General features: G+C 72.8%; 9 protein-coding genes. 4 read left to right on the forward strand and 5 right to left on the reverse strand.

From position 1 onward, the window contains the following. Positions 1-6 precede the first annotated feature (6 nt). Complete coding sequence (locus ACFVYX_RS31040; RefSeq protein WP_389684801.1) at positions 7-828, reverse strand: M15 family metallopeptidase; 822 nt, start codon at positions 826-828, stop codon at positions 7-9. Between ACFVYX_RS31040 and ACFVYX_RS31045 the strand changes: the two genes are divergently transcribed. Then, positions 827-1396 carry an NUDIX domain-containing protein gene (locus tag ACFVYX_RS31045; protein ID WP_389684802.1) on the forward strand — a complete coding sequence of 190 codons (570 nt, stop codon included), beginning with the start codon at positions 827-829 and terminating at the stop codon, positions 1394-1396. The two genes, ACFVYX_RS31040 and ACFVYX_RS31045, sit on opposite strands and share 2 nt — an antisense overlap. A 158-nt stretch (positions 1397-1554) precedes the next feature. On the opposite strand, the gene ACFVYX_RS31050 is transcribed toward ACFVYX_RS31045, so the two are convergent. Then, a complete protein-coding gene (locus tag ACFVYX_RS31050; protein ID WP_389684803.1) occupies positions 1555-4128 on the reverse strand; it encodes a glycoside hydrolase family 31 protein in 2574 nt (857 codons plus the stop codon). Between the two features lie 215 nt (positions 4129-4343). Between ACFVYX_RS31050 and ACFVYX_RS31055 the strand changes: the two genes are divergently transcribed. After that, positions 4344-6314, forward strand: a complete 1971-nt coding sequence (locus tag ACFVYX_RS31055; protein WP_389684804.1) for an acetoacetate--CoA ligase — start codon at positions 4344-4346, stop codon at positions 6312-6314. A 368-nt stretch (positions 6315-6682) separates the two neighbouring features. On the opposite strand, the gene ACFVYX_RS31060 is transcribed toward ACFVYX_RS31055, so the two are convergent. Next, entirely contained in the window at positions 6683-8002 is a 1320-nt protein-coding gene (locus ACFVYX_RS31060) for an aminotransferase class I/II-fold pyridoxal phosphate-dependent enzyme (RefSeq protein ID WP_389684805.1), read from the reverse strand. A 45-nt stretch (positions 8003-8047) separates the two neighbouring features. Between ACFVYX_RS31060 and ACFVYX_RS31065 the strand changes: the two genes are divergently transcribed. Then, positions 8048-9334 (forward strand): MFS transporter, encoded by a 1287-nt coding sequence (locus ACFVYX_RS31065; RefSeq protein WP_389684806.1) that lies wholly within the window; start codon positions 8048-8050, stop codon positions 9332-9334. Positions 9335-9357: 23 nt separating this feature from the next. Beyond that, the gene (locus ACFVYX_RS31070) at positions 9358-10257 is read left to right on the forward strand and encodes a hypothetical protein (RefSeq protein WP_389684807.1); all 900 of its coding nucleotides are present in this window, start codon (positions 9358-9360) and stop codon (positions 10255-10257) included. Positions 10258-10329: 72 nt separating this feature from the next. On the opposite strand, the gene ptsP is transcribed toward ACFVYX_RS31070, so the two are convergent. Both ptsP and ACFVYX_RS31080 read right to left on the reverse strand, forming a co-directional pair. Further along, positions 10330-12000 (reverse strand): phosphoenolpyruvate--protein phosphotransferase, encoded by a 1671-nt coding sequence (gene ptsP, locus ACFVYX_RS31075; RefSeq protein ID WP_389684809.1) that lies wholly within the window; start codon positions 11998-12000, stop codon positions 10330-10332. Positions 12001-12079: 79 nt separating this feature from the next. Beyond that, complete coding sequence (locus ACFVYX_RS31080; RefSeq protein ID WP_389684808.1) at positions 12080-12529, reverse strand: PTS glucose transporter subunit IIA; 450 nt, start codon at positions 12527-12529, stop codon at positions 12080-12082. Between the last annotated feature and the right edge of the window lie 514 nt (positions 12530-13043).

Raw genomic sequence — 13043 nt, forward strand, 5'->3', positions numbered from 1 at the left:
AGGCGCTCAGTGCCCGGCCACCGACCTCCGCGCCACCGGGAAGTCGAAGAACGTGCTCGGGAACGGCTCCGGCTTGAACGTGAAGTGCCACCACTCCTCCGGCAGGTTCACGAACCCCTGCTCGGCGAGCACCGCCTTGAGCAGCTGCCGGTTGGCCCGCTGCGCGCCCTGGACCCGGGGATCGTCGGTGTGCGAGAGCGTGTCGAAGCAGTCGTACCCGGTCCCCATGTCGACGGAGTTGTCGGGGAACCGTTCCTCCCGCGGCGCGTAGCACTCCACCAGCCTCTCGCCCGGCACGTACGCGCGCGTGGGCACCGCCGGCAGCCGGACGATCGTCAGATCCACCGTCGAACCCCGGCTGTGTCCCGACTTCTCCGCGATGTAACCGTCCGCGAACAGCCTCGACTTGTCGACGAGCGGATAGAACTCCTCCTTCATCCGCTCGTCCGCCAGGTCCTTCGCCCAGCGCACGAAGTGGTCGACGGCCCGCTGCGGCCGGTAGCAGTCGTACACCTTCAGCGTGTATCCCCGGGAGAGGAGACGCACCTGGGCCCGGTGCAGCGCCTCGGCGGCCGGCCGGGTCAGGATGCACAGCGGCTGCCGGTAGCCGTCCACCGGCTCACCCACGAAGTTGTGCGCCGTCGTGTAGCGCATCTCCTGGAGGATCGTCCGGTCGACGGAGCTGAGGGCCACGAACTCCCGTGGCGCCTTGGGCTCCGGAGCGGCCGACGCCGGGGTGGCGGGGGCGGCGACAGCGCCCGTGACGGCGAGCAGCCCGGCCGCGGCGGTGACGGCGAGAGTACGGAAAGCGGAAACGAGTCCTGTCATGCGCACCGTCTATCAGTTCCGGCAGCGCCGGGAAAGGGTGATCGCATACGGTCGGGCCGTGAAGCACTCCTCCCGCTCCCACTGCCCCGGCTGCGGCGCCTCCCACCCGGCCGACGCCGGCTGGCCCCGCAGCTGTCCGGTCTGCGGTCACACCGTCTACCGCAACCCGCTGCCCGTCGCCGTCGCCCTGCTCCCCGTCACGGACGGAGCCGGAACGGGCCTCGTGGTCATCACCCGGACCATCGAGCCCGCGCGGGGCGGGGTCGCCCTGCCCGGCGGCTTCATCGACCACGGTGAGGACTGGCGAGCCGCCGTGGCCCGCGAGCTGCGCGAGGAGACCGGCATCCCGGCCTCGGCCGAAGAGGTCCTCCTCGCCGACGCGATGAGCTCGCCCGGCGGTCACCTCCTCCTCTTCGGCCTGTTCCCGCCCCGCCCGGCCACCACACTCCCGCCCTCGGCCCCGACGGACGAGACGAGCGGCCACCACGTCCTCCACGCGCCCGCGGAGCTGGCCTTCCCCCTCCACACGGAGGCGGTACGCAAGTGGTTCGCGGGGGCGTACGGCTGAGCTCCCCCCCCCGCGCCGGCGGCTCAGCGCCCCTCCCCGTTCCCGGCTACGGCTCTGCGCCCCTCCCCGTTCCCCGCCACGGCTCAGCCCCCGCGCCCCGCCACGGCTCAGCCCCCGCGCCCCGCCACGGCTCAGCCCCCGCGCCCCGCCACGGCGGCTCAGCCCCCCTCGACCCCCCGCACCCGCACCGGCAGACCCGCCTCCTCCACCCCGTCGTCCGTCACCCGCTCGACGACCACCCGGCCGTCCACGAGATGCGACTGGTACCGCTCGATCTCGGCCGGCTCCCAGCCGTCGCCCGTGTCCCGTACGACGAGCCCGCCGCCCGTGCGCCCCGCGGCGGGCGCCCACACCTCCAGGGCCAGGCCGCCCGTCCCGTCCCGTACGGGCAGCACCGCACCCGCCCGTGCCAGGACCGGGATCCGGGAGAGCGGAGCGTCGAGCAGCACCTGCCCGGGCCCCTCGTACGCCTGCCCCGTCGCCGTGTCGTACCAGCGGCCCCGCGGCAGCCGCACCGCACGCCGGTCGGCGCCACGGGTCAGGACCGGTGCCACGAGCAGCGCGTCGCCGAGCAGGAACGCGTCCTCGCAGTCGCGCAGCACCCGGTCCTCGGGCGTCCCCCACCACAGGGGACGCACGTAGGGGGCGCCCGTCATCCGGGCGAGCCGGGCCAGGGTCGTGAAGTAGGGCCGCAGCCGCTCCCGTTCGGCCAGTGCCACGCGCGCGTGCTCCAGGACCTCCGGACCGAACTCCCAGGGCTCGCGCCGCCCCGCGCCGATCGCCGCGTGCGTACGGAACAGCGGCAGCCACGCCCCCAGCTGATACCAGCGCAGGAACAGCTCCGGCGCCGGGCTGCCGTCGAAACCCCCCACGTCGGGCCCCGAGTACGGCACCCCGCACAGCCCGAGCCCGAGGACCAGGGCGAGTGAGGCCCGCAGCCCCGGCCACCCCGTCGACACGTCGCCCGACCAGGTGCCCCCGTACCGCTGCATGCCCGCCCAGCCCGAGCGCGAGAAGAGGAAGGGCCGTTCCTCGGGCCGCAGCCGGCGCAGCCCCTCGTACCCGGCGCGAGCCATCGTGAGGCCGTACACGTTGTGGGCCTCGCGGTGGTCGCCTCCCCGGCCGTCCAGCGAGTGCCGAGCCGAGCGCGGCAGCGTCATGTCACCGAAGGGCGCGAAGGACACCGGCTCGTTCATGTCGTGCCAGACCCCGGCGAAGCCCTGCCGGAGCCGCTCCTCGTACAGCCCGCCCCACCATTCCCGTACCGCCGGATCGGTGAAGTCCGGATAGGCGCACTCGCCCGGCCAGACCACCCCGCGGACCTCCCTGCCCCGGGCGTCCCTGACGAACGCCCCCGCCGCCCGTCCGCTGTCGTAGACCGCGTTACCCGGTTCGGCCTTCACCGCCGGGTCCACGATCGACACGAGCCGTACGCCCTGCTCCCGCAGCTCCGCCGCGAGCCCCGGCAGATCGGGGAACCGCTCACGGTCGACCGTGAACACCCGGTGCGCGTCGAAGTGGTCGATGTCCAGGTGCACGGCGGACAGCGGCAGACCCCGCTCCCGGTACCCGGCCACGACCCGGCGCACCTCCCGCGCGCTCCCGAACCCCCAGCGCGCGTGCTGCGGTCCGAGCGCCCAGTCCGGCGGCAGCGCGGGAGCCCCGGTGAGCGCGGCCCAGCCGTGGAGCACGCGCGCGGGGGTGCCGACGATCACCCAGCAGCGCAGCGGCCCGCCGGCCATCCGCACCTCGCTCGTACCCGGCCGGTCGTGCCCCGACCCCGCCCCTTCCTCGCCCTCCGCCAGGGTGACCCGGCCGTCCCAGGAGTTGTCGTGGAAGGCGAGGTGGGTGCCGGCGTCCGAGACGACGAACTGCACGGGCATGGTGAGGTAGAGCGGATCGTCCCCGGGGCCGAAACTCCCCTTGGGGTCGGTGTTCCACAGCCGGTAGGAGCCGTCCCGCAGTCGAGGCCCCGCCGACCGTCCGCCGAGCCCGAAGAACCGCGCGTCCGCCGGCACCTCGCTCCGCTGCACCCAGCGCGCGACACCGGCCGCCACCGCCCCGCCGGGCCCGCCCGCGCCGATCCCGGCGTCCGCGCCCGTCCCCGTCCCTGCGGAAACGTCCGTCCCCGCCCCTGCGGAAACGTCCGTCCCCGCCCCTGCGGAAACGTCCGTCCCCGTCCCCGCGGGCACCTCCGTCCTCGCCCCCGCGTCCGCCGCCGTCTCCGTGACCGCCATGGCGCCGGGCCCCCCGGCCGCCGCCCCGCTCGCCACCGGTTCCCACCAGCGGGGCGGCAGCTCCCGCCGCAGCATCACCCCGCCCGGCGTCCTGATCTCGACCGCGCCGTGCCGGGAGACCGCCACCGTCACCCGCTCCGAGACGATCCGCCAGCCGCCGTCGGTGTCCGGTTCCAGGGAGGCCCGGGGATCCGGCTCGGGCGCCTCGCCGGCCACGGCGTACGAGGGAAGGGGACCGGCCCCGTCCCATCCCCAGAACACCGTGCCTCCCGAAGCGACTCGGATCCGCAGCGAGGACCGCGCGAAACGGATCGTCCCCCCGCCGGGCGCCGCCTCCGCCCCGGTCGCGAGCCCCGGCACCCGGGCCCGCTCGGGCCCCCTCGGCGGCAACCCCCACGCGTCGGTACGGCGCTGCCGCCACGCCGCCCGCACCGTCCGCAACCCCCGCACCGAACCGAACACCTTGATCGAACGCACCAGTCCACGACCGTCCATGGTGATCACCCTGCCACCCACCAGGGGCGATACGAGCTCCGTTCAACTGCCGTTCACCCGTGGTGGGGGCACATATTCAACTGCCCGACCATGGGCGGGCAGCCCTGGTGCGAAAGACGATCACATGGCATCGTCCTGTCAGCCGCGTCACGCGCACACCCCAGCACGTGCGCGGGACACACGCCGACCCCGCGTACAGCCAGGGAGCCACCCCAATGACATCAGCGCAGACCGAGCCGCTCTGGCAGCCGGACGAGGAACGCATCGCCACGGCCGCCGTCACCCGCTTCCAGAGCTGGGCGGCCGAACACCACGGCGCGCCGGCCGAGGGCGGATACCCGGCGCTCCACCGCTGGTCGGTCGACGAGCTCGAAGCCTTCTGGAAGGCGGTCGTCGAGTGGTTCGACATCCGCTTCTCCACCCCGTACGAGCGGGTTCTCGGCGACCGGTCGATGCCCGGCGCCGACTGGTTCCCCGGGGCCACCCTCAACTACGCCGAGCACGCCCTGCGCGCCGCCGACGAGCGCCCCCACGACACGGCTCTGCTCCATGTGGACGAGACACAGGTGCCGACGCCGGTCACCTGGGCCGAGCTCCGCCGCCAGGTCGGCTCCCTCGCCGCCGAACTCCGCGCCCTCGGCGTACGACCGGGCGACCGCGTCAGCGGCTACCTGCCCAACGTCCCGCAGTCCGTCGTGGCCCTCCTCGCCACCGCGGCCGTCGGCGGAGTGTGGACGTCCTGCGCCCCCGACTTCGGCGCCCGCAGCGTCCTCGACCGCTTCCAGCAGGTCGAACCGGTCGTCCTCTTCACCGTCGACGGCTACCGCTACGGCGGCAAGGAGCACGACCGCCGCGACACCGTCGCCGAACTCCGCGCCGAGCTGCCCACCCTCCGCGCCGTCGTCCACATCCCGCTCCTCGGCACCCCGGCCCCCGAAGGCACCCTCGCCTGGGCCGACCTCGTCGCCGCCGACGTCGAGCCCGTCTACGAGCAGGTCCCGTTCTCGCACCCGCTGTGGGTCCTGTACTCCTCCGGTACGACCGGCCTGCCGAAGGCGATCGTCCAGTCGCAGGGCGGCATCCTCGTCGAGCACGTCAAGCAGCTGGGCCTGCACTGCGACCTCGGCCCCGAGGACGTGTTCTTCTGGTACACCTCCACCGGCTGGATGATGTGGAACTTCCTCGTCTCCGGCCTGCTCACCGGCACGACCGTCGTCCTGTACGACGGCAGCCCCGGCTACCCGGACACCGCGGCCCAGTGGCGCGTCGCCGAACGCACCCGCGCCACGCTGTACGGCACCTCCGCCGCGTACGTCATGGCCTGCGCCAAGGCGGACGTCCACCCCGGGCGTGACTTCGACCTCTCGGCCGTGAAGTGCGTCGCCACCACCGGCTCCCCGCTGCCTCCCGACGGCTTCCGCTGGCTCCACGACGAGGTCCGCGAGAACCTGTGGATCGCCTCGGTCAGCGGCGGCACCGACGTGTGCTCCTGCTTCGCGGGCGCCGTCCCCACCCTGCCGGTCCACATCGGCGAGCTCCAGGCGGCGGGCCTCGGCACCGACCTCCAGGCCTGGGACCTCTCGGGCAAGCCCGTCATCGGCGAGGTCGGCGAACTCGTCGTCACCAACCCCATGCCGTCCATGCCGATCCGCTTCTGGAACGACCCCGACGGCAGCCGCTACCGCGACAGCTACTTCGAGATGTTCCCGGGCGCCTGGCGGCACGGCGACTGGATCACGATCACCGACCACGGCTCGGTCGTCATCCACGGCCGCTCCGACTCCACCCTGAACCGCCAGGGCGTCCGGATGGGGAGCGCCGACATCTATGAGGCCGTGGAACGCCTCCCGGAGATCCGTGAATCCCTCGTCATCGGCCTGGAGGAGCCGGACGGCGGCTACTGGATGCCGCTCTTCGTCCACCTCGTGGAGGGCGCCACCCTGGACGACGAGCTGATCGCCCGGATCAAGCGGACGATCCGCAGCGAACTCTCCCCGCGCCACGTCCCCGACGAGATCATCGAGGTCCCGGGCGTCCCGCACACCCTCACCGGCAAGCGCATCGAGGTCCCGGTCAAGCGCCTCCTCCAGGGCACCCCCCTGGCCAAGGCCGTCAACGCGGGCTCGGTCGACGACCTCGGCCTCCTCCACTTCTACGAGACCCTGGCCGCCAACCGCCGAGGCTGAGCGGCCACCCAGGCAGCCAGGTACGCGAACCGGGCCCCCGATCCGACCGGACCGGGGGCCCGACGCCTTACCTCACCCCTCCGGCAGCTTCCCCCGGCGAGGAGGCGCGGGCAGCCGGGGCTCAGCGCCGTGTCGGCGACCCCGGGCTCACGGAGGAGGCCGGGCCGGCTGCCGTCGGCGGACAGCCACACTTCGCGCCGACGGACGGGCGGCAGCACGGCGGCACCGCCGGCCGCGCATCGTCCCGCGTGCGCGACGAGGCTCCTGACGTACACGTACCCGTCGGGCCGGACGTCCGGCGCGGGGGAGGCGGCGGCGAGCGCCGCGTGGGACAGCACTCCGGGGCCCTTCCCCGGAGCGTTCCCGCGTCAACCGCCGTACGTCGCCTGCGCGTCCCCGAGCACCTCCGCGAAGTCCGCCGCGAGGCGCACCGCGTCGCCGGGCGCGAGCGTCGCCGTGGTGATCCGTACCGCAGGAGGCGCCCCGATCCGGAACCGCGCCCCCGCGGCCACCCACCAGCCCTGTGTCCGCAGCCCGTTGACCACGGCCGACTCGTCCCGCACCGGCACCCACACGTTGAGCCCGCTCGCCCCCACGGCCCGGATCCCGTACACCCCGAGCGCGCCGATCAGCGCCGCCCGCCGCTCGGCGTACGCCGCCTCGCCGCTCGCCACGAGCGCGCGTACACCCCCGTCGCCGAACAGGCCGGCCACCGTCTCCTGCAGCACATGGCTGACCCAGCCAGAGGTCAGCAGCATCCGCCCGTCGTGCCGTGCCAGCGTCGTCGCGTCGCACGCGAGCCCGGCCCACCGCAGGTCGATCCCCAGATGCTTCGACACGGTCCGCACCTGCGCCCACCGCTCCAGCCCCGCCGCCGCGAGCGTGTGGGCCGCGGCCCCGCCGACCTCCGCGTTGTGGTCGTCCTCGACGACGAGCACCTCCGGGAACTCCTTGAGCACCGCCACGAGTTCGTCCCGCCGAGACCGGGTGAAGAACGCCCCGGTCGGGCACTGCCCCCGAGGGCTGCACACCACCGCGCGCACCCCGCCCCGCAGAGCGGTCCGCAGCGCGTCCGGTACGAGCCCCTCGCCGTCCACCGCCACCGGGACCATCCGCAGCCCCAACGCCGGTACCAGGTCGAGGAGATGGTGGAACCCGGGATCCTCCACGGCCACCGCGTCGCCGGGCCGCAGCTCCGTCGAGAGGAGCCGTGCGATGCAGTCGAGGGCGCCGTGCGCGAACGTCACGTGCCGCGCGGGCACCCCGTCCCGCTCGAACCACGCCCGGGTCACCTCTTCGAGCGCCGCGAGCCGGGGCGCGGCGCGATGGGATCCGTACACGGGGGCGACCGCCGACGGCGGACGCACCACGGGAAGGAAGGCCGGGTCCGGATGGCCGCCTGCCAGGTCGACGAGGCCGTCCGGCACGCGCGGTGGACGTCGTGAGGCCACCGAGGGAGCCTCCGCGACCACCGTTCCGCCCCGCCCCCGCGTGACGACGAGCCCCCGCTGCCGCAGCTCCTTGTAAGCCGTCGCGACGGTCCCGGGACTGACCCCCAGTGCGTCCGCGAGCCGCCGTACGGGTGGCAGGGCGTCACCCGGTGCGAGCCCGCCCTCGGTCACGCCCTGCTCCACGGACGCGGCAATCCCCTTGGCCGTCGTCCCTGCGATCCCATATTGTGCTGTCACGTAGTCAATTATGTATTAATACAAAGTAGTTGGCAAGGGGGATCCATGAGCCGCACCACCCGCTCCACCCGCACCGCCTTCAAGGACCGCGTCCCCGGAGGCCCCGACGGCCGCCGCATGCTCCTCATCGGCTTCATCGACAAGTGCGGCACCGGACTCTGGGCCACGGCCATGGCCCTGTACTTCACCTACGTCACGGGCCTCGGCCTCGGACAGATCGGCCTGCTCATCGCCGTCTCCGGAGCCGCCGGCATCGCGGGCGCCCCTCTCGGCGGCCGCCTCGCCGACCGATTCCCCCTGGTCCGCGTCATCATCTGCACCCAACTCCTGCGCGCCGCGGCCCTCCTCGCCCTCCTCACCACCGACGACTACCCGCTGCTCGTCCTCTTCTCGGCGATCGGCGCCCTGCCCGACCGCGCCACCAACGTCCTCACCAAGCTCTACGCCGCCCGGATCGCCGGCCCCGACCGCGTCCGCTACCAGGCCATCAACCGCACCACCTCCAACTTCGGCTGGACGCTCGGCGGCCTCGGCGCCGCGGCCGCACTCGCCGTCGGCACCAGCACCGCCTTCCACCTCCTGCTCATCGGAGACGCACTCTCCTACCTCGTGATGGCGGCCCTCACCCTCCGCTGCGCCGAACCCCCGGCCCCCGCCTCCTCCCGGATCGCCGCCGCGTCCACCGACCCCGCCCCCACCACCAAGCCCAGCAGCCCCTGGCGCGACCGCGGCTTCCTCGCCTTCACCGCGGGAGAATCGGTCTTCTTCCTCCACGACTCGGTACTCCAGGTCGCCCTCCCGCTCTGGATCGTTCACGCCACCGACGCCCCGGCCGGCCTCGCCCCGCTCCTGATGGTCGCCAACAGCGCCCTCGTCGTGGTCTTCCAGGTCCCTCTCGCCCGCTTCGGTTCCTCCACCGAAGCGGCCCGACGGCTCCTCACACCCCTCGCGGTCCTCTTCGCCGTCGGTACGCTCGCCCTGGCCGTCTCCGCCCTCGGGGGCCGCACCGTCTCCATCGCCGCCCTGATCACCGCGGCCGTGGCCCTCACCTTCGCCGAGATGATCCACACCATCGCCTCCTGGGAGATCTCCGTCGCCCTGGCCCCCGACGACGCCCAGGGCGCCTACCTCGGAGTGCACGGCCTCGCCCAGTCCACCCAGCGCTTCGCCGGCCCCCTCCTCATGACCGGCCTCGTCTCCGCCGGCCCCTTCGGCTGGCCCGTCCTCGGCGCGGCTCTCGCCGCCACCTGCGCCGCCCAGAGCCGCCTCGTCCGCCGACGCCTCACCGGACCGTCACTGTCAGTGGCGAAGGTTACGGTGAGTGAGCACTGATCGGACTGCACCCAGGGGGAGACATGACACGGACCGGCACCACCCAGGCAGGCCTCCGACGCGCCCTGCGCCGCGAGGTCCCCACCACCGTCGGCCTCCTCGCCGACGAGCACGACTTCACGGCCATGCGCCAGTACCGGACCTTCGCCTTCGACGACCACACCCTCTACCTCCGCCAGGTCGAGGCCCTCCTCAAGAACCTCGCCACCCAGGGCGGCCACACCACCGTCACCCTCTTCGACCCCGAGGAGTACGCGGTCTACTGCGCCGAGACCGCCATCGAACCCGACCATCCCACCAGCCGCAGCCGCTTCACCGCCCACCTCGCCGCCACCGGCGCCCGCGTCACCTACACCGGACAGCCCCTCAGCACCCTGCTCCCCGAGCTCGTCGACATCGCCGTCCGCCACGCCACCTGGGAGTACGCCACCACCGTCCTCGCCACCGCCGGCGACTGCGCCACCTGCGGCAAGGACATCGGCACGGCGGCCTTCGAGCGCGCCGCCCGGCTCCTCGCCCGGCTCCTCGACGCCGCGGGACCCGGCACCCACCACCTCGTCTGCAGCGTCCGGGCCGCCGACGACCAGCTCCTCGCCGTCCTCCACACCCACGGCACCGCGCGCCCCTCGGACGCCGAAGAGGCAGCGGCCGCCGAATTCACGGCCGTACTCGCCGCCGGCATCGCCCTCGGGACCCCCGGCGGAGTCGTCCTGCGCACCGGCAACCCGGGGGACCGCGACCGACTCCACGGCTGGCGCCTCACCGACGGCGCCCTCACCCCCCTCACCGCGGCGGAGGTCTTCGCCGCCTACTGCACCGACGCCCGCACCGGAGAGCCCCTCTCCCCGGAGCCCGGCGTCGACCACCTCGCCGGCTTCCCCCTCACCCCCGACCCCGACGACGACTGGACCAGCCACCACTGACCCCACCCACGCCGAAGGGGCTCCCCGTCACCTCGGTGACGGAAAGCCCCTTCGCAGGACCCACCCGGGAAATCACTCCCCGGACAGCACCGCCTGAGCGGCCACGCGCGCCTCGTGCGCCGTGTCGGCCGCACGGGCCGCGGCCGCGGCCCGCTCACACTGAGCGAGCGTGTACTTGGCGAGCGTCGCCCGCACATACGGAATCGACGCGGAACCCATGGAAAGGGAGGTGACACCCAGACCCGTCAGCACACACGCGAGCAGCGGATCCGAAGCGGCCTCGCCACAGACACCACAGCTCTTGCCCTCGGCCTTGGCCGCCTCGGCGGACAGCGCCACCAGGTCGAGCAGCGCCGGCTGCCACGGGTCCTGGAGCCGAGACACCGCACCGACCTGCCGGTCGGCCGCGAAGGTGTACTGCGCCAGGTCATTGGTGCCCAGCGACAGGAACTCGACCTCCTGGAGGATCGAGCGCGCCCGCAGCGCGGCCGACGGGATCTCGACCATCGCACCGAACTTCGCCCGCAGCCCCGCCTCACGGCACGCGTCGGCGAACGCCTTCGCGTCGGTACGGTCGGCCACCATCGGAGCCATGACCTCGAGGTACACGGGCAGCCCCTCGGCCGCCTTCGCCAGCGCGGTCAGCTGCGTCCGCAGCACCTCCGGGTGCTCCAGGAGCGACCGCAGCCCCCGCACGCCGAGCGCCGGATTCGGCTCGTCCACCGGCGTCAGGAAGTCCAGCGGCTTGTCGGCACCGGCGTCGAGCACCCGCACGACCACACGGCCCTCCGGGAAGGCCTCGAGCACCTTGCGGTAGGCCTCGATCTGCTTGTCCTCGGACGGAGCCTTCTCGCTGTCGTCCAGGAAGAGGAACTCCGTACGGAAGAGACCGACACCCTCCGCCCCGGCCTCCACAGCGGCCGGCACGTCCGCCGGACCACCGATGTTGGCGAGCAGCGGCACCTTGTGCCCGTCCGAGGTCGCACCGGGACCACTGGACGTCGCCAGCGCCGCCTTGCGCTCGGCGGCGGCCTTCGTCAGCTCCGCCTTCTTCTCCTCGCTCGGCTCCACGAAGATCTCTCCGGTCGAACCGTCGACCGCGATGAGCGTGCCCTCGGCCAGCTCACCCGCACCCGGCAGCGCCACGATGGCCGGCACACCCAGCGCCCGCGCCAGAATCGCGCTGTGGCTGGTGGGCCCGCCCTCCTCCGTGACGAACCCGAGCACCAGCGTCGGGTCGAGCAGCGCCGTGTCCGCCGGCGCCAGGTCCCGCGCGATCAGCACGTACGGCTCGTCGCTGTCCGGCACACCCGGCATCGGCACACCGAGCAGCCGCGCCACGATCCGGTTCCGCACGTCGTCGAGGTCGGCGACACGTCCGGCCATGTACTCACCGGCACCGGCGAGCAGCTCCCGGTAGTGCGAGAAGGCGTCGTAGATACCGCGCTCTGCCGTGCTGCCCACGGCGATCCGGCGGTCCACATCGGCGATGAGCTCCGGGTCCTGGGCGATCATCGCCTGGGCCTCCAGCACGTGCTGCGCCTCACCGCCGGCCAGATTGCCCCGCGCAATCAGGTCGGCGGCGACAGCTTCGACGGCCTGACGGGCGCGCCCCTGTTCGCGCTCCGCCTCGTCCGCCGGAATCTGCTTGGCCGGCGGCTCGAGAACCGCTGTGCCCATGTGCCGGACCTCGCCGATCGCCACACCGTGGCTGACGCCGACGCCTCGCAGCGTTGTCTCCATCTCACCCGTCTCCGATAGAGCGGCGGCACCCGCCGCCGCGTTGAATGTCGAACTCGCGGTCGTCACGAGGACGACCGGCTCAGCGCCAGCCGAAGAGCTCGTCGCCGGCCTTCACGTCACCGTCTTCGACGACGTCGGAGAGCGAGTCCGCGGTGGCCTCGAGCGCCACGACGGGACAGATGGGGGACTTGCCGGCGGCCTCGACGTCGACGGGGTTCCAGCGCACGACGGCCTGTCCGCGCGTCACGGTGTCCCCCTTGTTGACGAGCAGCTCGAAGCCCTGCCCGTTGAGCTGAACGGTGTCGATGCCCAGATGGGTCAGCACACCGTGCCCCTCTCCGTCGACGACGACGAAGGCGTGCGGGTGCATGGAGACGACGACCCCGTCGATAGGGGAGACGGCCTCCGAGGGCTCACGTACGGGATCGATGGCGGTACCGGGACCGACCATCGCACCGGAGAAGACCGGGTCGGGAACTGCGGCGAGACCGATGGCGCGTCCAGCAAGCGGCGACGTCACGGTTGTCATGGGAAGCCTCCCAGGGGCGGAGATGGTGTGGCGCCGTCACTACCTGTCCTGGACGGCGTACTGTTCTGAAGCGTATGTCATACGAAGTCCTAGTTCCGCACGAGACGTACCAGTTGGGCGGAGCTAGGGACTACCGGAAACGATTTGCCTCGACTGACGGTGGGATGTACTGTCGTACTCCTGCTTGACCCCAACGCGGCCTTGAGTCGCGGGTCGGCAGCACCTATCAAGCCAGATCCTAACCCCAGTGGTCTACACCTCTGCATGCTCGCAGGGGACGTGGTCGGGGGGACCGGAAAAGCCTGGTAGTGTTTGACCCCGCCGGGAACGGAAAAGCGAAAGCGAATTCCAGCACCGGCAGCCCGCTCCAGCGGGTGGCAGAAACGGAAATCGGGTCTGCTAAGCTGGAAACACGAAAAACCGAAGGGAAGCCCGGAGGAAAGCCCGAGAGGGTGAGTACAAAGGAAGCGTCCGTTCCTTGAGAACTCAACAGCGTGCCAAAAATCAACGCCAG

The sequence above is a fragment of the Streptomyces sp. NPDC058326 genome (assembly GCF_042879855.1).
Lineage (GTDB): Bacteria > Actinomycetota > Actinomycetes > Streptomycetales > Streptomycetaceae > Streptomyces.